The sequence below is a fragment of the Microbacterium sp. PM5 genome (genome assembly GCF_003293595.1).
Classification (GTDB): Bacteria; Actinomycetota; Actinomycetes; order Actinomycetales; family Microbacteriaceae; genus Microbacterium.
The window spans coordinates 864,993-889,437 of record NZ_CP022162.1 but is presented as its reverse complement, the minus strand read 5'-3'; the positions used below and the strand labels follow the sequence as shown (position 1 = coordinate 889,437).

Sequence of the window (24,445 nt, the reverse complement as noted above, 5' to 3'; positions counted from 1 at the left end):
CTCTAGAGCGCATGGCCAGCCCGAAGCCGTCCCGTGTCGCCGAAGCCCACCCTGCCACGCCCGCTCCCTTCCTCGGACCCGCCTTCGACCGGCTCGGCGTCACCCTCGGCGCCGAAGGCGGGACTCTGCGCGTGTGGTCGGAGGATGCGACCGGCATCGATCTCGTCGTCTTCGACGCGGATGATCTCGACTGGATCACCGCGACCATCCCGTTGGCCCCCGCGGGAGGCGATGTCTGGCAGGTGACGACACCGGATCTGCGCGTAGGGGCGTGCTACGCGCTTCGCGTGACAGGACCGTCCGGTCCCGGGCAGACCTTCAACCCGGAGAGCCTGCTCCTCGACCCCTATGCGCGAGGACTCGTGCCCGTGCGCATCGGCCAGTGGCGCGCGGCCGTCGTCGATGACGCATTCGACTGGAACGACGTGCCGCGCCCGCACACGCCGATGGACCGCACCGTCATCTACGAGGCGCACGTGAAGGGTCTCACCAAGCGGCACCCGGACATCCCGCCGGCGTTGCACGGCACCTACGCGGGACTCGGCCATCCGGCGATGATCGCGCACCTGCGGGATCTCGGCGTGACGGCCGTCGAACTCCTGCCGATCCACGCGTTCGAGACGGAGCCCCGTCTTCTGCATCAGGGACTGACGAACTACTGGGGCTACAACACTCTCAACTTCTTCAGCGCACACGCCCCGTACGCGACGGCGGAAGCCGTCGCCGCCGGCCCGGATGCCGTGCTGCGGGAGGTGAAGACCATGGTGCGTGACCTCCATGCGGCGGGCATCGAGGTCATCCTCGACGTGGTGTACAACCACACGTCCGAGCTCGGTCTGGGCGGACCGAGATCCAGCTTCCGCGGCATCGACAACCGGGGCTACTACCGGCAGGAAGACGACGGCGCCTACATCGACGTCACAGGCTGCGGAAACGCCGTCAACACGGCGACCGACGCCGCCGCGCGTCTGGTGCTGGACTCCCTGCGGTACTGGGCCGACAACGTGCAGATCGACGGTTTCCGCTTCGACCTGGCCGTGACCCTCGGCCGTGGGAGTGACAACGCCTTCGATCCCCATCACCCGCTGCTGCGGGCCATCGTCGAGGACCCGGCGCTCGCGGATCTGAAGATGATCGCCGAGCCATGGGACGTCGGTATGGGCGGCTGGCAGACGGGTAACTTCGGGAGCGGCTGGGCCGAATGGAACGACCGCTACCGCGACCGCGTCCGCAACTTCTGGCTGAGCGACATCGACTACGCCCGCCGCGCGTCGACATCCCCCGTCGGCATCGGAGGGTTCGCGACGCGGCTCGCCGGCTCATCGAACACCTTCACCGCGGAACGCGGGCCGCTTGCGAGCATCAACTTCGTCACGGCGCACGACGGGTTCACGCTACGCGACCTCGTCTCCTACGACGTCAAGCACAACCTCGGCAACGGCGAGCAGAACCGTGACGGGGCCGACACCAACCGGTCCTTCAACCACGGCGCCGAAGGCCGCACCGACGACGACACGATCCTCGCGACGCGCCGCAAGGCCATGCGCAACCTCATGGGAACGCTGCTGCTGTCGGCCGGCGTGCCGATGATGACGGCGGGAGACGAGGCCGGCCGGACCCAGCGAGGGAACAACAACGCCTACTGCCACGACTCTCCTCTCACGTGGGTCAACTGGGAGCACGCACCCTGGCAGGAGGACCTGCAGGCCCACGTCCGCCGTCTCATTCAGCTGCGCCGCGACAACCCCGCCCTGCGACCGCGCCGTTTCGCCCGCGACGCTCACGTCGTCCCCAGCGCGTCGGTCATCGACTGGTACGACGAGAACGGCGAGACGATGTCGATCGAGCGGTGGACCGATCCCGCTCACCGGACCCTGCAGTATGACGCGGCATCCACGCCGGAAGAGGAGGACCCGAACCGTATCCTGCTGGTCGTGCACGGCACCGAGAGGCCGGTCGAGGTCACGCTTCCCACGATCGAGGGCGTGAGCGGCTACGTGTCACTGTGGTCCAGCGTGCCTGACCGTCCCGACACGACCGAGCCGCTGTTCGCGCCGGGCGCCGTGCTCACCCTCCCCGGAACCGCTCTGCATCTGTTCCGGATGCAATGACGCGAACCGGACGCCGAGTGGTGTGCCCGTTCGGTGTTCGGCGGTAGGTTCGAGACGTGGCTTCGACGACGCGCTCCGCTCCCTCCGTTCCTCCTCGCGCGACGACGCTGCGCAGCGCTGCACAGATTCCGGTCCGCCCGGTCACCGTCTGGCGGGGCGTCACCGACACGCGGGCGGGACGGATCCCGATGGCACTGCCGCACCCGTCCGTGCCGGACGCGCTGTTTCGGCCATCCGCCTTCTCCGGCGAAGCCGTTGCGTTCACCGTCACCGCGTTCCGCGAGGGCCACGACCTCATCGGCGTGCACGTGCGGCTCTTCTCCCCCTCCGGAGAGGAGTCGTTGCACCGGCTGTCTGCACGCGGCGACGGCTTCGACCGCTGGAGCGTCGACATCGCTCCCCTGGAAGAGGGCATCTGGCGGTTCCGCTTCGAAGCGTTCGGCGACGATGTCGCGACGTGGGAGCACGCGGCCGACGTGAAGATCGCGGCGGGGGTCGACACCCCGCTCATGCGCGAGATGGGCGCGAGACTGTTCGCCGATGCGGCGCGGGAGAAGGATCGCCCGGCAGCCGAACGCAAGGCGTTGAGCGCTGCCGCCGGCGCGCTGCGCGACCCGGAGACGAGCGATGACGAGGCGTTGGCCATCGTCCGCGACCCCGCGATCGCCGCGTACTTCGACGCACGTCCCCTGCAGTCGCTCGTCACCGTGGGCCCCGATCTCGAGCTGCTCGTGGAGCGGGAGCGCGCGGGCGTCGGCGCCTGGTACGAGTTCTTCCCTCGGTCCGAGGGCGCGAAGCGATTGAAGGACGGATCGATCAAGAGCGGCACCTTCCGCACGGCCACCAAGCGGCTGCCGGCGGTCGCCGCGATGGGCTTCGACGTGCTGTACCTGCCGCCGATTCACCCCATCGGCGAGGTCAACCGCAAGGGACCCAACAACACGCTGACCGCCGCCGCGGGCGATCCCGGCTCGCCGTGGGCCATCGGGTCGGCAGCCGGCGGCCACGACACGGTGCACCCCGACCTGGGCACCCTCGCAGACTTCCGGGCCTTCGTCCGTGCGGCGCGGACCGAGGGACTCGAGGTCGCGCTCGACCTCGCTCTTCAGGCGGCGCCCGATCACCCGTGGGTCGCTGCTCACCCGGAGTGGTTCACCACCTTGCCCGACGGCACGATCGCCTACGCGGAGAATCCCCCGAAGAAGTACCAGGACATCTACCCGATCAACTTCGACAACGATCCTGCGGGCATTCGCGCCGAAGTCCTCCGCATCGTCCGGCACTGGATCGCGCAGGGCGTGAAGATCTTCCGCGTGGACAACCCGCACACGAAGCCGCTGCAGTTCTGGGAATGGCTCATCGCCACGGTGAATGCCGAGCACCCGGACGTGATCTTCCTGGCCGAGGCCTTCACTCGTCCAGCTCCTCTTCAGGCGCTCGCGCAGGCCGGCTTCCAGCAGAGCTACTCGTACTTCACGTGGCGCAACACCAAGGCGGAGTTGGAGGAGTTCCTTCGCTGGGTGTCCCACGACACCGCCGACTTCATGCGGCCCAATCTCTTCGTCAACACGCCTGACATCCTCACCGAGTACCTCCAGTACGGGGGGCGCCCCGCCTACAAGATCCGGGCAGCCCTGGCCGCCACCGCTGGCGCCTCCTACGGCGTGTACGCCGGCTACGAGCTGATCGAGAACGTGGCCCGGCCCGGGTCGGAAGAGAACATCGACAACGAGAAGTACGAGTACAAGTTGCGCGACTGGGATGCCGCGGCATCCCAGGGCCTTTCCATCGCGCCCTACCTGACGCGCCTCAACGAGATCCGCCGCGCTCATCCGGCGCTGCGACAGCTGCGTGACGTCTCTCTCCACTGGAGCGACGACGACGCGATCCTCGTCTACGTCAAGCACCTTCCCGCGGCGCTGAGCGCCGACGGCGTGGACGACACGATCATCGTCGTCGCCAATGTCGACCCGCATTCGACCCGCCAGACCACGGTGCACATCGACTCCACCGTGTTCGGCGTTGCCCGCGGCGCCGACTACGTCGTCGAAGACCTCGTGACCGGCGCGAGCTGGACCTGGAATCAGGACAACTTCGTCCGTCTCGACGCATTCGACGAACCCGTTCACATCCTGCACGTGAAGGAGACGCGATGAGCGATATCTCGGACGAGGTCCTCGACACGGTCGCGACGGGTTCGTATCACGCCCCGCACGACGTCCTCGGTCCGCATCAGCGCACCGATGGATCGTGGGTCATCCGTGCACGTCGGCCGATGGCGTCGTCGGTCACGGCCGTCGCGGACGACGGCACCGAGATCGCGCTCGATCACGTGCGCGGAGGAATCTGGGAGGGCGAAAGCCCGACACAGCCGCGGGCGTACGAGTTGGTTGCCACCTACGACGGCGGTGCCGACTACCGCGTCGACGATCCCTACCGTCACCTTCCGACCCTGGGCGACGTCGACCGCCACCTGATCGCGGAGGGTCGGCACGAGCAGCTCTGGCAGGCACTCGGCGCGCACGTGCGTCATTACGACGGCATCAGCGGTGTGTCGTTCGCCGTGTGGGCTCCGAATGCGCGCGCGGTTCGTGTGGTCGGCGACTTCAACGCGTGGGACGGCCAGGGGCACGCACTGCGCAGCCTCGGCTCCAGCGGTGTCTGGGAGTTGTTCGTGCCCGGGCTCACTGCCGGCACGGTCTACAAGTACGAGATCCTCACGCGCCACGGCGGCTGGATTCTCAAGGCCGATCCGATGGCCCAGCGTGCCGAGGTTCCGCCGGCGACCGGCTCCGTCGTGACCGAAAGCGCGTACAGCTGGGGCGACGAGGAGTGGATGGCCGCCCGCGCCGGCCGCGACGTCCTGTCCCAGCCGATGTCGACGTACGAGCTCCACCTCGGGTCGTGGCGACCCGGACTCGGCTACCGGGACGCGGCCGAGCCCCTGATCGCTTATCTCACCGAGACCGGCTACACCCACGTCGAGTTCCTGCCGCTGGCCGAGCATCCGTTCGGCGGCTCATGGGGCTATCAGGTCAGTGGCTACTACGCGCCGACGAGCCGTTTCGGCAGCCCCGACGACCTGCGCTATCTGATCGACCGCCTGCACCAGGGCGGCTTCGGCGTCATCATGGACTGGGTTCCGGGCCATTTCCCGAAAGACGCCTTCGCTCTCGCCCGCTTTGACGGCGACCCCCTCTACGAGCACCCCGATCCCCGCCGTGGCGAGCACAAGGACTGGGGCACGCTCATCTTCGACTACGGCCGCAACGAGGTGCGCAACTTCCTCGTGGCCAACGCGTTGTACTGGCTCGAGGAGTTCCACGTCGACGGGCTGCGCGTCGATGCCGTGGCCTCGATGCTCTACCTCGACTATTCGCGCGAAGCCGGCGAGTGGGAGCCGAACATCTACGGCGGTCGCGAGAACCTGGAGGCCATCCGGTTCCTCCAGGAGGTCAACGCCACCGCATACAAGCGTTACCCCGGCATCGCCATGATCGCGGAGGAGTCCACCAGCTACCCGGGCGTCACGGCGCCCACGAGCGCCGGAGGCCTCGGCTTCGGTCTCAAGTGGAACATGGGCTGGATGAACGACTCGCTCGAGTACATCAAGCGTGACCCCATGTACCGCGGCCATCATGAGGGCGAACTGTCCTTCTCCTTCGTGTACGCCTTCAGCGAACACTTCGTCCTTCCGATCAGCCATGACGAGGTCGTTCACGGGAAGGGCACGTTGTTCACACGGATGCCGGGTGATCACTGGCAGAAGCTCGCCAACACCCGCGCCTTCCTGGCGTACATGTGGGGTCATCCGGGCAAGCAGCTGCTGTTCATGGGCCAGGACTTCGGGCAGCTGTCCGAATGGTCGGAGGGGCGAGGACTGGACTGGTGGATGCTCGATCAGCCGCCGCACCGTCAGCTCCTCGACTTCGTGGCTGCGCTCAATCGCGTCTACCGGGAGAACTCACCGCTGTGGGCGCGCGACAGCGATGGCTCCGCGTTCCGGCGCCTGGGCGCACCCACCTGGAACCCGAACGTCATCGCCTTCGCCCGGGATGACGACCGGGGCAACACCGTGGTCGTCATCTGCAACTTCTCCGGCGTTCCCCTTCACGACTACGCCCTGGACCTGCCCGCCGGCGGAGCGTGGCGGGAACTGCTCAACTCCGATGCGGAGGCCTACGGCGGCTCCGGAGTGGGCAACTTCGGGACCGTGCACGCCGATGACAACGGGCGCGCGACGCTCGTTCTGCCGCCGCTCGGTGTGCTCTGGCTCGGCCGCTCCGCCTGAACAGCCGGCGACCGGTGCCGGAACGTTCCGTGTCAGAACAGCAGTGAGGTCAGACGACCACGGGCGCGGATGACGCGCGGGTCGCCGTCGCCGATCAGTCCGAAGAGCTCGACGAGGCGGTCGCGCACGGCGCCGCGCTCATCAGCGGGTAGCACGGCGAACAGGTCGAGCAGGCGCGCGAACGCGTCGTCGACGTGACCGCCGACGACGTCGAGGTCGGCCACGGCGAACTGCGCATCGATGTCGCGGGGCGCGGATGCCGCGGCATCCCGCGCCTGCTGGAGATCCAGGCCCTGGACGCGCTGCAGGAGACGTACCTGGCCGAGACCGGCCCGAGCCTCCTCGTCGCGCGGGTTCTCCGCGAGCGCCATTTCGTACGCCGCGACGGCGCGCGCGTAGTCACCCGCTTCGATCGCATCGAACGCCTCCTGGTGCCGCGGGGGCAGGACGGGCTCGTCGGATTCCGGCTCGGACGCCCCGTCGACGGGGACCGTGCCCGTGACACCGTTCTGGGCAGCCAGCTGCAGCAGCTGGGCGAAGACGTCGCGGACCTGCTGCTCCGGCACCGCACCGGTGAACAGCGGAACGGGCTGCCCCGCGACGAGGGCGACGACCATGGGGATCGACTGCGCGCGGAAGCCCTGGGCGAGCTGAGGGTTCGCGTCGACATCGACCTTGGCGAGCACCACACGTCCGTCGAGCTCGGTCACGACCTTCTCGAGAATCGGGCTCAGCTGCTTGCAGGGGCCACACCACTCGGCCCACAAGTCGACCACGACCGGCACGGATCGCGACAGCTCGAGCACCTGGCCGAAGCTCTCGTCGGTGGCATCGAAGATCAGCGACGCGCGGGAGCCACCGGCCGGCGCCGCCGCACCGGCCGGTGCCGACGGGCGCGAACGCAAAGACGACAGGTCGACGGCACCGCGCAGCACGGCGCCCGAGGTGGGATCGCTCACTTAGGGGGCTACTTTCGCGTCGAGGATGGAGGTCGAGTATCCCAGCAGCTGAATGCGCTTGCTGGAACTCTGAGAAGGGACGAAGAAGAAGAGCTGGTCGACGAAGGTCGTCGTGAAACCGGTCGAGGACTGATTCACTCCGGTGAGGGTCTGCACGATTGCGTTGTTGTCGAGCTTGATGACGGCGTCGGTGTTCGTGGGCTTGACCGTGTCGCTTTCATGCACGGTCACCGCGACGATCGCTCCCGAATCCAGCGTGGCGAGCGAGATGGGTTCGTCCGGGCCGGCGGATGCGGCGTACGTCAGCGTCCCGGTCTGCGCCCCGGTCTGATTGAACGCCTGCAGTCGCGTGGCGCGGTTGTCCGCGACCAGCTTGCGGAAGGGGTCGTTCGTCGAGTCGAACTGTGCTGCGAACGCGCTGCTGTCGCCGTTGGTGAGGATGTCGGCGTAGGCCGCGGCCACCTTGTTGGGAGCCAGCGCGAGGAACGGCGAGTCCGGGTCGATGGAGATCGCGCCGACGTAGGAGGGCGCGAGGTTGAGACTGGCCTGCGACACCAGCTCGGCTTCCCTGCTCACCTTGTACGGAGACCAGGGGTCCTCCTGGGTCACGCTCAGAATGACGTCCCCCGTCTCGATGACAGCGAAGAACGTGCGCGGCCACCCGTCGTAGGCCTCGGGGAGAATGATCTTCACCGGCTTGTCCGGCACTGCGTTCAGCGCGGTGTGCCCGGCGACGTCGCGCAGCTTGTAGTCGGTCTCTCGCGCCGCCAGTGCCGATCCCGTCAACCGCAGCGCGGCCGCCGCGGGATCCTTCGCGGCGTCTGCCTTCGCCACCTGCTCGGAGATCCGCGTGAGGATGCGCTCGCCTTGCTGCTGCGTCACGGCGGGCTGTCCCTGGTCCTGCGGCACGACGACGCTCTCGGATGCCGTGGGGGTCGGGGTGCCGGCCAGCTGAGGCCATGCGTCCGCGGTGCAGCCGGTGAACAGCAACGCAGCGACGCCGACGGCCGGAGCCGCGAGCAGTGCGCGCTTGCCGCGCGTCAGCTGACGCCGCGAGGGCGTGGCGCTGATGACACCCTTGTCGGCACCCGTGACCGCGACGTCGATGGGCTCGGTCACGGGCATGGGAAGGCCCTTGCGTCGCGGTCCCCGCGATCGGCGCGCATGTCGCACGCCGAGGACGTACACGATGATGCCGACCAGCAGGAAGATGCTGCCCAGCACGATGAGCGGCCCCGCCCAGGGAGTGGTCGCGCCCGTCGGCCAGCTCAGGGTGAGGCTGCTCGGTGCCGGCTTCACTCCGTCAGTGGCGACGAGCAGGCTCATGTCCGCGGGAAGCTGCAGAGGGGTGATGAGGACGTCGTCCTGCTGGAACTCGTCCAGCCAGAGGTCGGAGCCGACGGGCGTGATCGGCGCGCTGCCGGCCGCGGGCGGGTTCTTCGCCGCGACCGCTGTCGTCGTGGTGGCGCCCCCGTCGAGGGTCACGTGGGTGTACGACGAGGGCGTCAACCACGCTTTCAGGTCGGCCGTGCGCCCGTAGGACGCGAAGATCGTGCCCGCTTCCTGAACGCGGAGAGTCTGCGAGCCGCTGTGGCTGTTGAGCACGCTGCCGTCGATCAGGATGTACGGCGCGTCTCCGGCGACGGAGATCGTCTCGCTCTCGGTGCGCGGACCCTGCAGCACGGTGCGCTGGGCGATGCCGGCACCGATCATGACCGCAGCCAGCACGAAGGCTGTCACAGCCCAGACGAAACGCACGTAAGACACCTCCCGCGCGCACCGCAGACGGGATCGCGGCGCGCAATCGACATTCCAGCCTAGCGACATCCTGCTGTGCGTCGCCCGGGAGCACCCTCTCCCTGCGGTGGAACTGCGTGGCCGTGTTGACGGGAAAAGCGCCGCTCGGTGCGTATTCTGACATCACCATGAAGCTGCAGCATCCGTTCCGAACGGCTCTCGTCGCCACTCTCGGCGTCGGGGTCGGCATCCTGCTCATCTCCAGCGTGCAGTCGCTGTCGACGATTCTGCTGTACGTGGGGACGGCTCTCTTCCTGGCGCTCGGCCTCGATCCTCTCGTGAGCTGGCTCGAGCGCCGCCGTCTGCCGCGGTGGGCAGCGCTTCTGATCACCTTCGCCGCCGTGCTGGCGGTGTTCACCGGCATCGTGCTGATTGTCATCCCGGTTCTCGTGGGGCAGATCGCGCAGCTGATCACACAGATTCAGCGCCTCATCGACAGCGCCGTCAACGGTTCATGGAACCCCGTCGACGATCTGTCGAAGTGGCTGCACTCGACCTTCCCCGCGCTGGACGTCGACATGGCGTTCAAGTACGCATCCGACTGGTTCAACAGCCTCGACTTCGCTCAGATCGGCACCTCTGCCGGCAACGTGATCCTCGGCATCGGCGCCTCGATCATCTCGCTCATCACCGGCGCGATCATCATCCTGATCCTCACGATCTACTTCACGGCCTCGACCCCTTCGCTGAAGGCGGCTGCCGCTCAGCTCGTGCCCGCCTCGAAGCGCGCGCGATACATCGATCTCTCCGAGCAGATCACCGCGTCCGTGGGTCACTACGTCATGGGTCAGGTCACGCTCGGTGCGATCAACGGTGTGCTCAGCGCCGCGTTCCTCTCGATCATCGGCGCCCCGTTCCCGGCCGTCTTGGCGGTGATCGCGTTCTTCTTCTCGCTGATCCCCCTCGTCGGCACCCTCACCGGCTCGGCGATCATCGTGCTCACCTGTCTCATCCCCGGGCTCAGCTCGCCTCTGACGGCGATCGTGGCACTCGTCTGGTACGTCGTGTACATGCAGGTGGAGGCTTACATCCTGTCGCCGCGCATCATGAATCGTGCGGTGTCGGTGCCCGGCGCCGTCGTCGTGATCGCCGCATTGGCCGGCGGTGCCCTCCTCGGGCTTCTCGGCGCGCTCATCGCGATTCCTGTCGCGGCCAGCGTCCTGATCATCTACCGGCAGGTCATCATTCCCCGTCAGAACGAGCGCTGAGTCCTATCCCTCGTCCCATGCGGTGGCGAGGGGCAGCGCGTCCGGGTTGACGGCTGCGACGATCTCCGTCAGAACGCGGCGGGTCTGCGTCTCCCCCACCCAGAGATGCTTGCCCCCGTCGACGGCGATCACTCTCGCGTGGTCGACCGGCGCGAAGCGGTCCCGAGCCTGCTCAGGGCGAAGGTAGTCGTCGAACTCCGGGATCAGCGCCACCAGCTGCCGAGACTCCCCCTGCCACGCGGCGACGTCCTCTGCCGTCGCACGATGCAACGGCGGTGAGAGCAAGATGACGCCGTCGATCGCGTGATCCCGGCCGTATTTGAGAGCGAGCTCGGTACCGAAAGACCATCCCACCAGCCAAGGATGCGGCAGCCCTCGCGCCTCGACGAAAGCGAGCGCCGCGGCGACGTCGAACTCTTCGGCGCGTCCGCCGTCGAAGGCTCCCTCACTCGTTCCGCGGGGCGATGTCGTGCCGCGCGTGTTGAAGCGCAGGACCGCAAGGTCGGCCAGAGCCGGCAGCCGTCCGGCTGCCTTTCTCAGGATGTGCGAGTCCATGAACCCGCCGGCCGTCGGCAGCGGATGCAGTGTCACGAGCGTCGCGACGGGGTCGCGCTGTTCGGGAAGGGCGAGTTCGCCCACGAGGGTCAACCCGTCGAGGGTCTGAAGCTCGATCTCCTCACGCCGGGCGGGCAAGAGCACCGGTCCGCGAATCTCCATCTCATGCCACCTTCCAACACGCCGTGTGCCAGTGCCGACGCGCGGCCAGATCCGCGGCGTCGCCCAGAACGCCATCGGCACGCCACACCACCACGTGGGCCGTGCCGGGCGGGATCGATCGACCGCACCCCGGACACGTGTAGTTCTTCTGCGCCTGTACGGCGCTCACGGGTTGTACGGTCCATTCCGCGCCGCGCCGGCTCTCGGTGCGCTTCCAGCCGCTCAGCAGCCGATCGAACGAATCGTCGGCTGGTGAGGGCTGCCGTCGGTTCGCGCGCGGCATCTTCTCAGTACCACCCCGTGGACTGTGAGTGCGACCACGCCCCGCACGGACTGCTGTAGCGTCCGCCAATGTAGCCGAGACCCCAGGCGATCTGCGTGGCGGGGTTGGTCTCCCAATCGGCGCCCGCGGATGCCATCTTGCTTCCCGGAAGCGCCTGCGGGATGCCGTAGGCACCGCTTCCGGCGTTGTACGCGCCCACACGCCATCCGGACTCCTTGTTCCACAGCGCCACCAGGCAGGCGAACTCGTCGTCGCCCCAACCGCGTTGCTGCACCATGGCGTAGGCGATCGACTGCGCCGTGCCCGGATCGGGTGCGACGAACGGAGGCGACCACGACGAACTCGACGCGGACGACCCCGTCGCCGCTGACGGCGTCGGGGTGGGGGTGGGCTTGGGTGTGACGTACACGCTGTACACGACGCCGTCTCGTCCGAGTCCGACTGTCTGGTCGGATGCCGCGAGGTAAGCCTGTGCGTTCGCGATGGTGGACGCATAGAGGGAGATCGGAGCCACCTCTGCGGCGTGCGCGCGCGGGCTCGCCGCCGTCATCGGGCCGATGTAGGCGGCACCGAAGCCGAGAACGGCCAAGACCGCGAAGACGCTCATGACGCCGCGTCGGCGCGACCACTTTGCCGTCGTAGCGGCTGGACGGACGCGACGCCCGGCGACGTGGTTCCTCCGCGCGGCACGCGTCGCGGGGACGTCGGCGCTGGCGGGCGTCAGATCGGCGTCGGCAGTCACAGTCCTCCGATTCTAGCGCCCGGCGTTGGGCGTGTCAGGCGGGTCGGCTCAGACGACGGCGAGCATGACCTCGACCGTCGCGTCGAGGACGGCGTCGACCTGCGCCTCGCTGTAGCCCCGCCGCTGCATGCGGAAGGCGACCGAACGCACCTGGTCGATGGTCACGGCTTCGCCGTTCTCGAGGAAGCGGGCGATCTTGTCGGCGACCAGATCGACCTCGTCGACCCGGTAGCCGAAGCGCAGCAGCCCGACACGACGGAAGCGGCGCCCCTTGGGGCGGGTGAGGCGATCGAGCACCTCCTGGGCCAGCTTGCGCGACTGTCCGACCCACGCCCGCGCGCCACGGCGCGACAGCGCCTGCTCGCGCTCACGGGCGGCGAACGCGTCTTCGATGCGACTGAGCGCGGCATCCACCGCCGCAACCTGGTATCCGCGGCGCACCAGCGGGAACGCGGCCGTGCGAACGGCCGACGCATCGATCTCCGTCGAGTCGCCGGACTCGAACGCGGCGCGAGCACGGGCGAGGAAGTCGTCGACCGCATCCGCACGGTAGCCGCGGGTGCGGCCGGTTGTCAGCGGAAACGGCGTCGCGCTCGTCTCGGGGGCGTCGTTCATGAGACCACCAGGGGGAAGAAGAGGAAGTAAAGGGCGAGAGCGGCTGCGGCGGAGGGCAGAATCGAGTCCAGTCGGTCGAGTACGCCGCCGTGGCCCGGCAGCCACGAGCTCATGTCCTTGATGCCCAGATCGCGCTTGATCATCGACTCGCCGAGGTCGCCCACCGTTGCACATCCCAAGATCAGCAGTCCGAAGACCACGCCGGCCCACCACGGGATGCCGAGCATGAACAGCGCCCACAGGACAGAGGCGACGAGCGTCGCGACGGCTCCCCCGGCGAACCCTTCCCAGGTCTTCTTCGGGCTGATGCGCGGGGCCATCGGATGCGATCCGAACGCGAGCCCGGACGCGTAGGCCCCGGTGTCGGTCGCGACGACCGCGATCAGCATGCCGAGCACCCAGTACTCGCCCTGGTCTTGGCGGAGCAGGACGAGCGCGAGGCTGGCCAGGAACGGCACGTACAGCGGGAGGAAGCCGGCGATCAGCACATCGCCGAGGACCTCGCCGTAGCGGCGGCCGTCACGAGCCACCATCTGGGCGAGAAGCCGCCAGACGATCACCGCGGTGACAGCGCCGAAGGTGAGCGCCCAATGGGTCAGGTGGCCGGCGAAGAAGGCCGACAGCATGATGACCGCGCCGGCGACGATCTGCGGCCACACATCGACGCGCCGGCCCGCCGTCTGCAACGCGCGGCTGAACTCGAACACTCCGAGCAGACACACCGGCACGGCGAAGACGAGGAAGAGCCACTTGATGAAGAGCAACGAGCCCAGCACGACCGCTCCGACGGCGAGGCCGATGAGGATCGCCATCAGAAGGTTGCGACCGGTGCGCGCGTTGATGCGATCTGTGACTTCTTCGAAGTCCGCCCGAGCCCGGTCCATCTGGTGCTCGATCTCGGTGCGCGCGGCGCGCACGTGAGCCTGGAAGCTCGCCGGGCTTGCGGAGCGCGTACGATCCCCCTCCGGGTCCGAAGCGCCTCCGGTCCCGGCATCCCCTGGCGAGGCGGTGGTGGGCACGTCCTCAGACCTCGAGAAGCTCGGCTTCTTTGCGCTTCAGAGCCTCATCGATCTCGTCGACATGGCTGCGCGTGACGCCGTCGAGCTCCTTCTCGGCGCGAACGAGATCGTCCTCGCCGACCTCGCTCTTGAGAGCGTCGAGCTCGTCCTTCGCCTTGCGACGGATGCCGCGAAGGTGCACCTTCGCGTCTTCACCCTTCGAGCGCACGAGCTTCACGTACTCCTTGCGGCGGTCCGCCGTCAGTTCGGGCATCGTGACACGGATGATGTTGCCGTCGTTCGTGGGGTTCGCGCCCAGGTTCGGCATGTCGCGAATCGCCTGTTCGATCGCCTTCAGTGCCGACTTGTCGTACGGCGTCACGACGAGCGTGCGTGCTTCGGGCGTGTTCAGCGACGCCAGCTGCGACAGCGGCGTCGGCGACCCGTAGTAGTCGACCAGGATCTTCTGGAAGAGCTGGGGGTTCGCGCGTCCCGTGCGCACGGTCGCGAAGTCGTCCTTCGCGGCCTCCACGGCGCGGTCCATGCGGGCGGACGTGTCGGCCAGGATCTCGGCGATCACGGTCACTCCATTCGTTCGGTACGTCAGATCGAGTCTAGTGCGGGGCGCCCCGTCGCTCAGACGCTGACGAGCGTGCCGATCGACTCGCCGAGCAGCGCGCGCGTGACGTTGCCGGCCGGCTCCATGCCGAACACGCGCATGTCGATGCCGTTGTCCATGCAGAGGCTGAAGGCCGTCGAGTCGACCACCTTGAGCCCGCGCTGGAGGGCGTCGCGATAGGTGATGGTGTCGATCCGCTCGGCATCGGGATTGGTCTTGGGGTCGGCCGTGTAGACGCCGTCGACGCCGTTCTTGGCGACGAGCACCTCGTCCGCCCCGATCTCCAGTGCGCGCTGGGCGGCGACCGTGTCGGTCGAGAAGTAGGGAAGACCGGCGCCGGCACCGAAGATCACGACCCGGCCCTTCTCCATGTGGCGTTCCGCCCGCCGAGGAATGTAGGGCTCGGCGACCTGGGTCATCGAGATCGCGGACTGAACGCGTGTCGCAGCTCCCGCCTGCTCGAGGAAGTCCTGCAGCGCCAAGGCGTTCATCACCGTGCCGAGCATGCCCATGTAGTCGGCACGTCCACGGTCCATGCCGCGCTGGCTCAGCTCTGCACCGCGGAAGAAGTTGCCGCCGCCCACGACGATGGCGATCTCCACCGGATCGACCGCCGCGGCGATCTCGCGCGCGATCTGACCGACGACGTCGGGGTTGACCCCGAGCTGACCTCCTCCGAAGGCCTCTCCGGACAGCTTCAGGAGGACGCGACGGCGTCCGGTGTTCTCATCGGTCACAGGGGGGTTCCTCTCGTCGAGATGCAGACTATCGAAGGCGGGGCATGGAAAAGGGGTCCGCATTCGGTGAATGCGGACCCCTTGAGGCGACTTACGCGCCGACCTTGAAGCGGGCGAAGTCGGTGATCGTGATTCCGGCGTCACCGGCGACCTTGGCGACGGACAGCTTGTTGTCCTTCGCGTAGTCCTGATCGAGCAGAGCAACCTGCTTGAAGAACGCGTTCACGCGACCCTCGACGATCTTCGGCAGCGCGGCCTCCGGCTTGCCTTCGTTGCGGGAGATCTCCGTGACGATCTCGCGCTCCTTCTCCACCTCTTCGGCGGGGACGTCCTCACGCGAGAGGTACGTCGGGTTGGCGAACGAGATGTGCTGAGCGATCGAGCGCGCGGTCTCGGCGTCGTCCCCCGTGTAGGCGAGCACGACACCCACCTGCGGCGGCAGGTCCTTGCTCGTCTTGTGCAGGTAGATCTCGAACTTGTCACCCGCGATCGTGCGCACGCGACGCAGCTCGACCTTCTCGCCGATGATCGCTGCCTCGTCGGAGATGAGGTCGGCGACGGTCTTGCCCTCGGCATCCGCGGCCAGAGCCGCCTCGACCGAGTCGGCGCCCACGGCCGCGGCCGCAGCCAGGACCTTGTCGGCCAGCGCGATGAAGCGCTCGTTCTTGGCGACGAAGTCGGTCTCGGTGTTCAGCTCGATGATGGTGACCTTGCCGTCCTTCTCGACAGCGGTGACCAGGCCCTCGCTCGTCGAGCGGTCAGCGCGCTTCGCGTTGCCCTTCGCGCCCTTCAGGCGCAGGATCTCGACGGCCTTCTCGAGGTCGCCGTCGGCTTCCTCGAGCGCCTTCTTGGTGTCGACCATGCCCGTGCCGAGCTGCTCGCGCAGGGCCTTGATGTCGGCGATGGTGAAGTTTGCCATGGGTGGTGGCTCCTTGCGTGTCGTGAGTTCTCGTGGGATGCCGGTGCGAAGCCGTCCCTCAGGATGGGCCTCGCACCGGCGACGTGGTCTTACTCGGCAGCGGTCGCTGCGGCGTCGCCCTCGGCCTTGGCCTCGGCGCCCGCGGCGTCGGCGGCCGACTCGGTGGCGATGGTCTCGACCTCGGCGACGTCCGTGACGACGGGAGTCTCGAGCAGCTCGCGCTCCCAATCGGCGAGGGGCTCGGCGTCGGCGGACTCGTCGGTCGGCTGGTGACGCTGGATGAGACCCTCGGCGGCGGCGTCGGCGATGATGCGCGTGAGCAGGCCCACCGAGCGGATCGCGTCATCGTTGCCCGGGATCGGGAACTGGAACTCGTCCGGGTCGGCGTTCGTGTCGAGGATGCCGATCACGGGGATGCCGAGCTTCTTGGCCTCGTCGATGGCGAGGTGCTCGCGCTTGGCGTCGACGACCCAGATCGCGGAGGGCGTCTTCTGCAGGTTGCGGATACCGCCCAGCGACTTGTGCAGCTTGTCCAGCTCACGCTTCTTGAGCAGGAGCTCCTTCTTGGTGAAGCCGCTGTCGGCCGGGTTGTCGAAGTCGAGCTCCTCGAGCTCCTTCATGCGGGCGAGGCGCTTGCTGACGGTCGAGAAGTTCGTCAGAAGGCCGCCGAGCCAGCGCTGGTTGACGTAGGGCTGGCCCACGCGCGTCGCCTGCTCGGCGATGACTTCCTGAGCCTGCTTCTTGGTACCGACGAACAGCACGGTGCCGCCGTGGGCGACCGTCTCGCGCACGTACTCGTACGCCTTGTCGATGTACGACAGCGACTGCTGCAGGTCGATGATGTGGATGCCGGAGCGCTCCGTGAGAATGAAGCGCTTCACCTTCGGGTTCCACCGGCGGGTCTGGTGTCCGAAGTGCACGCCGCTGTCGAGCAGCTGGCGAATGGTGACGACGGCCATGGCCGTTCTCCTTTTCGTTGGGTTGATCGCGAGGACCGGATGGTCCCGTGCGCCTGGCGCCCGGCGCACACCCGCTCACCGCTGTCGCGGGGAGACCTCAGGGTGTGGATGCCGCGGCATCCGTCCGAGGACGGCGCCGCTGTGGGCACGCGGAGTCACCCCGACCAGCGGGGTGCTCAGTCAGTGTATCAGCCGCGGGGCCTCCTCCCCCGACGGGCGGCGCACCTCGCCCGTCCACAGATGTCGGTGGCTGTCGAGGTCGGTCGGCCGCGGCGCGGAGGCTGAAGAGATGAACGGGCACCGACGGGGTGATGTGGCCAGGCGCGTCGGCGCGGCGAGTATCGCGGCGCTGGCGGTGAGCCTCGGCCTCGCCTGCGGTGCCTCCGCTGCCGCCGGCGGCGGAGGGCAGGGGGCATTGGTTGCGGCGGATGCCTCCGACGACATGCGCGGTCGGTGGGGGTGGCCGATCTCGCGGCCGCTCATCACGGTGGCCTACCGTGCGCCCGCCCATGCCTACGGACCCGGACACCGAGGCATCGATCTGTCCAGCGACGTGGGCGCGGACGTGCGGGCACCCGACGACGGGATCGTCGCCTTCGCCGGGGTGGTGGTCGATCGCCCGCTGATCACGATCGACCATGGCGATGGACTGGTATCGACGATGGAGCCCGTGCACGCCGGCGTGCCGGTGGGAGCGCGGGTGCAACGTGGCGAGTGGGTGGGCACCGTGGGGCTGGGTGGTCACACGACGCCCGGTGACCTGCACCTGGGAGCGCGCCGCGACGACGTCTATCTCAATCCGCTCCGGTTGCTGGGCGGGCTGCCGCGAGCGGTGCTGCTGCCGTGCTGCGAGGTCGGTCAGGACCCGGGATAGGTGTTGCCGGTTCCGCTGACCTCGGCGCTGCCCACACCGGCGGCGGCGACCGTATTGTTGGTCCCCGCGATCTGCAGGCGCGGCAGATCCGTGGTGCTGGTGATGCTGTTGCGCTGCCCGCGGATCGTGAGGTCGTCAACCTTCGCGATGGCGAGGGAGTTGTCCTGCCCTTCGACGACCATCGTCGACACGTCGGCCCCACCGCTGACATGACTGTGGTCTCCCTGAAGCGTCATCGTTCCGATCGATCCGTCGACCTGTAGGGAGAGGTCGTTGCCGGCGATCGTCACCGCCGCGCAGTCTCCGGACAACGCGTACCGTCCCGCGGCGCCAGCGACGGTGGCGAGTCCGTTCGTGCACGCGACCGGGGTGGTCGAGACGGCACTGGTCGGTGCCCCGGTGTCCGGGCCCGATGCCGGCAGCGTCGGGGTGGAGGTGGCGTCGGGGGTGGAGGCGGAGGTGGCGTCCGGGGTCGGGACAACGGTGCGTCGGGGCGCGGCCTCGCCTGCACAGCCGGCGAGAAGAGACGCGGCGATGACGGCGGCAGCGACGGCGAGCACGCGAATCTTCATGAGAGCAGGGTAGTGCTCCGTCTACGCGCGTGGATGAGCGAGGCGGTACGCCGCGGCCAGTCGCTCCGCCGACACGTGCGTGTAGATCTGGGTCGTCCCGAGACTGGCGTGTCCGAGCATCTCCTGCACCGTGCGAAGGTCGGCTCCCCCGTCGAGCAGATGCGTGGCGGCCGAATGGCGCAGCGTGTGGGGCCCCACGCTTTGTCCGACCGCGGGAGCAACGACGCGTGCGACGACGTCATAGGCGGAGCGGGCACCGAGTCGCGCGCCGCGAGCTCCGACGAACAGCGCCGGCGTGCCGGAACCGCGGGCCGCCAGCGCGGGTCGTCCGCGCGCCAGATAGGCGTCGAGTGCGTGGGCGGCGGGAGAACCGTACGGCACCACACGCTCCTTTCTGCCCTTCCCGAGGACGCGGACCGTGCGGCGGTCGCGGTCGATGTCGTCGACATCCGCTCCGCAGAGCTCAGACACGCGAAGAGCGGAGGCGTAGAGCAGTTCGACGAGCGCCGCATCCCGCAGCGCAAGGGCATCGCCGCCGTCAGCGCGCACCTCGGCGTCCCGGAGAACGGCGGCCATCGCCGGTGCCGTCGCCACCTTCGGCAACGGCCGCCCGCGTCGCGGCGCCACCAGACGCAGCGACGGATCGGCTCCGATGCGCTCCGTCTGCCGAGCCCACGCGAAGAATCCGCGGACGGCCGCCGTTCGCCGCGCCAGCGTCGACCGCGCATCGCCGCGACGCGTTGCCACCCACAGCCACTCCCGCAGATGTTCGAGGTCGACATCGGCCAGCTCGCGGTCACCGATCACCGCGAGGAGATCGCGCAGGTCCGCGCTGTACGCGCGCACGGTGGCCGCGGACAGTCGGCGCACGTCCGAGAGCTCGCGCGCATACGCGTCGGCGGCGTCGGAGAGTCTCACCGCAACAGCATCTCGCGCACGACGACAGCATGGGAGACGGCGCACCGACGACGACGCCCTTCGCCGACACGAGGTTCCCACGGGGAAGGCATCACCACAGTCGCGCGGCTCCAGGCCCCGACCGCCGTCGCCACCCGTCCGGGAGGCGCTCGACACGTCCATCCAGGTCCAGCAGCCCGAGGATGCTGCTGGTTTCTGCTGCGGAGAGCCCCGAAAGGCGTGCGATCTCCGCGGTCGCCCGTGCGCGGCGTCCGCTCAGCGCGTCGAGCACTCTGGTGCGCTCGTCGATGCGCTCCCTATGGTCAGCATCGGGTTCGCCGCCGGGGCCGCCCAGGATTCCGAGCAGCTCCCAGGCATCAGCGGCGGAGGTGATGCACACGGCGTCCGCGTCGCGCAGAAGCCGATGACAGCCGGCCGATGCGGCGCTCGTGACAGGCCCCGGAACGGCGCCGAGGGCGCGTCCGAGTGCAGCGGCGTGGTGGGCGGTGTTGAGCGCACCGCTGCGGTGGGCAGCTTCGACGACGATCGTCGCGCCCGCCAACGCCGCAATCATCCTGTTACGCGCGAGGAAGCGCCACTTGGTCGGGGCCGTGCCGCACGGGACCTCGGCGAGAACGACTCCCGTCCGCACGATCGCCGAGATCAGCTCGTCGTGACCCGAAGGGTAGGGGCGGTCGACGCCGCCGGCCAGGACAGCGACTGTCGTGCCGTCGGCTCGCAGTGCCCCCCGGTGCGCCGCAGCGTCGATGCCGTAGGCCGCGCCGGAGACGACGACCACTCCGGCTGTCGCCGCCTCTGCGGCGAGCTCTGTCACGACCTGCGTGCCGTACGCCGTTGCGGCGCGGGCGCCGACGAGCGCGAGAGCGGCGTGGCCCGAGAGCGCGTCGGCGTCACCGCGCGCCCACAGGCACACGGGTGCATGCACTCCGAGGTCGTCGAGCGCGCGCGGCCAGACGTCCTCGCCCGGCATGAGGAGTCGAGCTCCCGCTCGACGTGCGGCTGCCAAGGCGCGGTCGACGTCACCGCGTCGGGGCAGCCAACGGGCTCGCGCCGCGCTGACGTCTTGCTCGGTGAGCCCCGCGCCGCGGGCGAGTGCCGTCGTGCTGTCGACCTCGACACGCTGCAGCGCTTCGACCGCACCGTACTGCGCGATCAGCGCACCCGCCGTGCCGTCGCCCGGCTCGACCAGCGTCGACCAGTTCGCCGCTGCCGACGCGGCGCATATCTGCTCGTCGGACAGTCCCTCGCCGACGAGGCCGGCAAGAGCCGCACGAGCGGCGTCGGCTTCGGGCCTGATGCTCATGCCTCCACACCCTTCTTGAGGTAGAGCGCGCGCCCGATATCAGCGGCGCGCAGCCGATCGTGACCGGCGAGATCTGCGACCGACCACGCCACGCGCAGCACACGGTCGTAGCCTCGTAAGGTCAGCGCGCCGCGGTGCAGCGCGGCATCCAGGGGCCGGCGGATGTCGGGATCCGCGGCCAGGGGGCCGTTGCGCAGCCAGGGACCGGACACTTGTGCGTTCGTGCGCCACGGGGTCGAGCGCAGACGGTGGCGGGCGCGCTCACGAGCGCTACCAACCTGCTCCCGGACCTGCGCCGACGAGGTGGTCGCGGTCGACGTCGCGCTCTGCGCGCTCGAGACCCGCCGCAGCCCGAGTTCGATGTCGATGCGGTCACGGAGCGGACCCGACAGCTTTCCGAGGTAGCGCCGGATCGCCAGAGACGGACACGTGCATTCGGCGGCCGGTACGCCGTAGTTGCCGCACGGGCACGGGTTCGTCGCGAGCACCAGTTGAAAACGTGCCGGAAAGACTGCACGAAAGCCGGCACGGTGGATCTCGATCAGTCCCGACTCCAGAGGCTGACGCAGCGCGTCCAGCGCGTGCGGGGCGAACTCGCCAGCCTCGTCGAGGAAGAGTACTCCCCCGCTCGCGCGGGCGATGGCGCCCGGCCGCACGGTGCGACTTCCACCTCCGATCAGCGCCGTCGCGCTGGCGCTGTGATGGGGCGCCTCGAAAGGAGGCGTCCGACTCAGCGTGTCGACCCGCTCCCCCGCCAGCGAGCGCAACGACGCCGCCTGCACGGCATCGTCGTCATCGAGACCGGGCAGAATGCCGGGCAGCCGCCGCGCGAGCATCGTCTTGCCCGCACCGGGCGGACCGCTCATGAGAACGTGGTGCCCACCCGCTGCCGCGACTGTCAGCGCGTCGACCGCGTCGGCCTGCCCGATCACGTCGGACAGATCGGGGACGGCGGCGGAAGACGGCGCGCTTCCCACCCCCGGGTGCGGAACGGGTTCGAGCGACACCTCGTCGACATCGAGGCCGTGCCAGCGTGCCACATCGCGGAGGCAGACGGCGCCCAGCACCTCGACGCCCTCCACGAGCGCAGCCTCCTCTCGGTTGGCGAACGGCACCACGGCCCTGCGGATGCCCATCCGGGCAGCGGCCGCGACCGCCGGCAGTACCCCGGCGACGGGCCGCAGTCGACCGTCGAGTCCGAGTTCGCCGATGTGGGCCGTCTGTGCGAGCGAGGTGCGATCGAGATCGTGCTCAGTGGCGAGTGCAGCAACCGCGATCGCCACGTCGAGCGCGGAGCCCTGCTTGGGAAGGTTGGCCGGCGACAGGTTGACGGTGAGCTTTCGCCGCGGCAGCGGCAGCTCACTGTTGGCGCAGGCGTTGTGCACCCGCTGATGCGCCTCGGCGATCGCCTTGTCGGCGAGCCCGATGATCACGAATGCCGGTGTCTGGCTGGACAGGTCGGCCTCGACCTCGACCAGATCACCGCGGAGCCCCGTCAACACGACCCCCCAGGTCCTGCCCACCGTCATCGGACATCCTCGAGATGCTCGATACGCGCAGTCGTCGCGTCGCGGCCGGTGACGCCGATGACGTCCACGCGCAGGCGACGACCGCGGGCGGCGGGGTGCACGGCTGCCCACGTGGTCGCCAGACGCCACAGTCGCGCGCGCTTTCGCGCATCGACGGCTTCGAACGGATGGCCGTACGAGTCGGAGCGTCGGGACTTCACCTCGACGATGACCACCTCGTCGTGGCGCAGAGCAACGATGTCGATCTCTCCGACAGCGCAACGCCAGTTGCGCGCGAGGATCGTGTACCCGGCATCGCTCAGGTATTGCGCCGCTCGCGCTTCGCCCGACCGTCCGCGTTCATCCTTGGCTGCCATGGGAACAAGCGTGCCGGCCCGTCCGCCGCGCACCTCGGGATCTCAGGCGTTCGGTGGACATTCCCGCACAAGGCAGGAGTGGGGAGGAGGAGGCGATCTGAGGGACGCGCGGGTCAGGAGTCGAGAGCGAGCTCGTCGGGAAGCTGGAAGTCCCGGCGCTGCATCTCCTCGACATTGACGTCCTTGAAGGTGAGCACGCGCACCGACTTCACGAAACGATCCGCGCGATAGATGTCCCACACCCAGACGTCGGTCATCGAGATCTCGAAATAGAAGTCGTGCTCGGTGTCGCGGCGCACGACATTCACGTCGTTCGCGAGATAGAAGCGTCGCTCGGTCTCGATGACGTACGCGAACTGCGAGACGACATCGCGATACTCCTTGTACAGCGCCAGCTCGAGTTCGCGGTCGTAGTCGTCAAAGCCCTCGTCGTCCATGGTGATCCCATCCTATGCGGGCGGAGCAGCGGAGCGGATGCCGCGGCATCCGCTCAGAACAACGTGGGAGCGTCGGCGATCGCCCAGGACGCCCGATGGTGGGGGCTGAGACCGTGCGAACGGATCGCGCTGCGGTGCTCGAGGCTGGCGTAGCCCTTGTTGCGCTCCCACAGATACACGGGGTGCTCGTCGTGCAGGCGCATCATCAGGTCGTCGCGCGCAACCTTCGCCACGACCGAGGCGGCCGCGGCCGACGCACAGTCGCGGTCGGCCTTGACGATCGGCTGGACGCGCAGATTCGTGCCGCCCGCCGCGGTGATGTAGTCGTGGTTGCCGTCGAGAATGACGATCGCCTCGTCGGGAACGCACCCCTGCGCGCGCAGATCCGCGAGGGCGCGCAACGCCGCGAGCCCGAGCGCACGCATGATCCCGACCTCGTCGATCTCTGCGGAACTCGCCCAGCCGACCGCAGACGCGTCGACCCAGGCGGCCGCTCGCGCGGCGACGGCGTGCCGATGATGCGCGGCGACGAGCTTCGAGTCCCGCAGCCCCTCCGGGATCCGCCGCCGGACACCCGCAGCTCCGATCGCCGCCGCGCCGACCGCGACAGGACCCGCAAGGGCGCCCCGCCCCACCTCATCGCATGCGATGACGATCGGATGTTCACGCAGCAGGCGTCGCTCGACGGTCAGCCGCGGCGTGATGACACTCATCCGGCGCCGGGGGCCGGCACCCCCGCGAAGACGGCATGGTGCCCGTCGATGGTGCCGAAGCGGTCGAACGGCCAGGTGATGAGAAAAGCGCGCCCGACGACGTTGCCCAACGGCACGAACCCCTTGTTGGGCTGATCCATGTTGTAGCGCGAGTCGCGAGAGTGGTCGCGGTTGTCGCCCATCACCCAGAGCGAGTTCTGCGGTACGACGACATCGAACGGTACCGGCTGCGGCGCGCTCTGGCCGGGAGACAGATTCAGGTAGGGGGTCTCATCGATCGGTGTCCCGTTGACCGTGACCTGACCGATCGCGTTGCAGCAGACGACGTGATCGCCGCCCACGCCGATGATCCGCTTGATGAGGTGCTCATCGCTGTCCGAGGCTGTGATGCCGACGAGTGAGAGCAGCCAATCGGCGGCCTGGGCCAGGGGCGGCTGGGCGGGGGTCGCCGGGGCCGGCGGCAGCCATCCGCCGGGATCGCGGAAGACGACGACGTCACCGCGCTGGTACCCCCCGAAATGCGGCGTGAGCTCGTCGACGAGGATCCTGTCCTTGATGAGCAGCGTCTGTTCCATCGAACCCGACGGAATGTAGAAGGAGCGCACCAGGAAGGTCTTGATGACGAACGAGACGACCACCGCGATCACCACGATCACCAGCACGTCGCGCAGAAGCAGCCAGACGCCGCGGCGTCGGCGCTGACGGGAGGGAAGCACCGTATCCGGGGCCGTTGTGTTGTCCGAGCTCATGCCTGTCTTTCTTCGGTCCCGGCACCCGTCTGTGCCGTC

General features: G+C 68.7%; 24 protein-coding genes. 5 read left to right on the top strand and 19 right to left on the bottom strand.

The features are described 5' to 3' along the window. Positions 1 to 11: 11 nt before the first annotated feature. The 3 genes from glgX to glgB all read left to right on the top strand — a co-directional run bounded on the left by glgX (position 12) and on the right by glgB (position 6,402). Positions 12 to 2,111: a glycogen debranching protein GlgX gene (gene glgX / locus CEP17_RS04440; RefSeq protein ID WP_112931413.1), complete on the top strand. Its 2,100-nt coding sequence runs from the start codon at positions 12 to 14 to the stop codon at positions 2,109 to 2,111. Between the two features lie 188 nt (positions 2,112 to 2,299). Continuing rightward, a complete protein-coding gene (locus CEP17_RS04435) occupies positions 2,300 to 4,267 on the top strand; it encodes an alpha-1,4-glucan--maltose-1-phosphate maltosyltransferase (RefSeq protein ID WP_112932867.1) in 1,968 nt (655 codons plus the stop codon). Further along, positions 4,264 to 6,402, top strand: coding sequence for a 1,4-alpha-glucan branching protein GlgB (glgB, locus tag CEP17_RS04430; protein WP_112931412.1), 2,139 nt, complete (start codon positions 4,264 to 4,266; stop codon positions 6,400 to 6,402). The genes CEP17_RS04435 and glgB overlap by 4 nt, the downstream gene beginning before the upstream one ends. Before the next feature lie 32 nt (positions 6,403 to 6,434). Here the strand turns inward: glgB and CEP17_RS04425 are convergent, their stop codons facing one another. Beyond that, positions 6,435 to 7,361 carry a tetratricopeptide repeat protein gene (locus tag CEP17_RS04425; protein WP_112931411.1) on the bottom strand — a complete coding sequence of 309 codons (927 nt, stop codon included), beginning with the start codon at positions 7,359 to 7,361 and terminating at the stop codon, positions 6,435 to 6,437. Next, complete coding sequence (locus tag CEP17_RS04420) at positions 7,362 to 9,119, bottom strand: glycosyl transferase (RefSeq protein WP_112931410.1); 1,758 nt, start codon at positions 9,117 to 9,119, stop codon at positions 7,362 to 7,364. It abuts the gene before it with no gap. 167 nt (positions 9,120 to 9,286) lie between these two features. Here CEP17_RS04420 and CEP17_RS04415 point away from each other — a divergent pair, with 167 nt between their 5' ends. Then, positions 9,287 to 10,366 carry an AI-2E family transporter gene (locus CEP17_RS04415; protein WP_039416921.1) on the top strand — a complete coding sequence of 360 codons (1,080 nt, stop codon included), beginning with the start codon at positions 9,287 to 9,289 and terminating at the stop codon, positions 10,364 to 10,366. 3 nt (positions 10,367 to 10,369) lie between these two features. Here CEP17_RS04415 and CEP17_RS04410 read toward each other — a convergent pair whose 3' ends face one another. The 9 genes from CEP17_RS04410 to rpsB all read right to left on the bottom strand — a co-directional run bounded on the left by CEP17_RS04410 (position 10,370) and on the right by rpsB (position 16,955). Continuing rightward, positions 10,370 to 11,083 carry an alpha/beta fold hydrolase gene (locus CEP17_RS04410; protein WP_112931408.1) on the bottom strand — a complete coding sequence of 238 codons (714 nt, stop codon included), beginning with the start codon at positions 11,081 to 11,083 and terminating at the stop codon, positions 10,370 to 10,372. A 1-nt stretch (position 11,084) separates the two neighbouring features. Continuing rightward, entirely contained in the window at positions 11,085 to 11,366 is a 282-nt protein-coding gene (locus CEP17_RS15235; protein ID WP_036316652.1) for a hypothetical protein, read from the bottom strand. 4 nt (positions 11,367 to 11,370) lie between these two features. Next, positions 11,371 to 11,973 (bottom strand): hypothetical protein, encoded by a 603-nt coding sequence (locus CEP17_RS04400; RefSeq protein ID WP_036316664.1) that lies wholly within the window; start codon positions 11,971 to 11,973, stop codon positions 11,371 to 11,373. Positions 11,974 to 12,156: 183 nt separating this feature from the next. Continuing rightward, entirely contained in the window at positions 12,157 to 12,723 is a 567-nt protein-coding gene (locus tag CEP17_RS04395; protein WP_112931407.1) for a DivIVA domain-containing protein, read from the bottom strand. Further along, a complete protein-coding gene (locus CEP17_RS04390) occupies positions 12,720 to 13,742 on the bottom strand; it encodes a phosphatidate cytidylyltransferase (protein WP_112931406.1) in 1,023 nt (340 codons plus the stop codon). Before CEP17_RS04390 ends, CEP17_RS04395 begins: the two co-directional genes overlap by 4 nt. 4 nt (positions 13,743 to 13,746) lie before the next feature. Beyond that, positions 13,747 to 14,301: a ribosome recycling factor gene (frr, locus tag CEP17_RS04385; RefSeq protein WP_036316663.1), complete on the bottom strand. Its 555-nt coding sequence runs from the start codon at positions 14,299 to 14,301 to the stop codon at positions 13,747 to 13,749. 56 nt (positions 14,302 to 14,357) lie between these two features. Beyond that, positions 14,358 to 15,077 carry a UMP kinase gene (gene pyrH / locus CEP17_RS04380; RefSeq protein WP_112931405.1) on the bottom strand — a complete coding sequence of 240 codons (720 nt, stop codon included), beginning with the start codon at positions 15,075 to 15,077 and terminating at the stop codon, positions 14,358 to 14,360. A 91-nt stretch (positions 15,078 to 15,168) separates the two neighbouring features. Then, positions 15,169 to 15,996: a translation elongation factor Ts gene (gene tsf / locus CEP17_RS04375; protein ID WP_112931404.1), complete on the bottom strand. Its 828-nt coding sequence runs from the start codon at positions 15,994 to 15,996 to the stop codon at positions 15,169 to 15,171. Between the two features lie 89 nt (positions 15,997 to 16,085). Further along, complete coding sequence (gene rpsB, locus CEP17_RS04370; RefSeq protein WP_036316642.1) at positions 16,086 to 16,955, bottom strand: 30S ribosomal protein S2; 870 nt, start codon at positions 16,953 to 16,955, stop codon at positions 16,086 to 16,088. A 289-nt stretch (positions 16,956 to 17,244) separates the two neighbouring features. Between rpsB and CEP17_RS04365 the strand changes: the two genes are divergently transcribed. Then, a complete protein-coding gene (locus CEP17_RS04365; protein WP_112931403.1) occupies positions 17,245 to 17,829 on the top strand; it encodes a M23 family metallopeptidase in 585 nt (194 codons plus the stop codon). On the opposite strand, the gene CEP17_RS04360 is transcribed toward CEP17_RS04365, so the two are convergent. The 8 genes from CEP17_RS04360 to lepB all read right to left on the bottom strand — a co-directional run bounded on the left by CEP17_RS04360 (position 17,814) and on the right by lepB (position 24,406). Then, a complete protein-coding gene (locus CEP17_RS04360) occupies positions 17,814 to 18,401 on the bottom strand; it encodes a hypothetical protein (protein WP_112931402.1) in 588 nt (195 codons plus the stop codon). The genes CEP17_RS04365 and CEP17_RS04360 overlap by 16 nt on opposite strands. Positions 18,402 to 18,422: 21 nt before the next feature. Next, positions 18,423 to 19,319: a tyrosine-type recombinase/integrase gene (locus tag CEP17_RS04355; RefSeq protein WP_112931401.1), complete on the bottom strand. Its 897-nt coding sequence runs from the start codon at positions 19,317 to 19,319 to the stop codon at positions 18,423 to 18,425. A 91-nt stretch (positions 19,320 to 19,410) separates the two neighbouring features. Next, complete coding sequence (dprA, locus tag CEP17_RS04350; RefSeq protein ID WP_112931400.1) at positions 19,411 to 20,622, bottom strand: DNA-processing protein DprA; 1,212 nt, start codon at positions 20,620 to 20,622, stop codon at positions 19,411 to 19,413. Beyond that, positions 20,619 to 22,151 (bottom strand): YifB family Mg chelatase-like AAA ATPase, encoded by a 1,533-nt coding sequence (locus CEP17_RS04345; protein ID WP_112931399.1) that lies wholly within the window; start codon positions 22,149 to 22,151, stop codon positions 20,619 to 20,621. Before CEP17_RS04345 ends, dprA begins: the two co-directional genes overlap by 4 nt. Beyond that, positions 22,148 to 22,507, bottom strand: a complete 360-nt coding sequence (locus CEP17_RS04340; protein ID WP_112931398.1) for a YraN family protein — start codon at positions 22,505 to 22,507, stop codon at positions 22,148 to 22,150. Before CEP17_RS04340 ends, CEP17_RS04345 begins: the two co-directional genes overlap by 4 nt. A gap of 113 nt (positions 22,508 to 22,620) precedes the next feature. After that, positions 22,621 to 22,944 carry a DUF2469 family protein gene (locus CEP17_RS04335; RefSeq protein WP_005050243.1) on the bottom strand — a complete coding sequence of 108 codons (324 nt, stop codon included), beginning with the start codon at positions 22,942 to 22,944 and terminating at the stop codon, positions 22,621 to 22,623. 53 nt (positions 22,945 to 22,997) lie between these two features. Then, the gene (locus CEP17_RS04330; RefSeq protein ID WP_036316629.1) at positions 22,998 to 23,657 is read right to left on the bottom strand and encodes a ribonuclease HII; all 660 of its coding nucleotides are present in this window, start codon (positions 23,655 to 23,657) and stop codon (positions 22,998 to 23,000) included. Continuing rightward, entirely contained in the window at positions 23,654 to 24,406 is a 753-nt protein-coding gene (lepB, locus tag CEP17_RS04325; protein ID WP_039416882.1) for a signal peptidase I, read from the bottom strand. Before lepB ends, CEP17_RS04330 begins: the two co-directional genes overlap by 4 nt. Between the last annotated feature and the right edge of the window lie 39 nt (positions 24,407 to 24,445).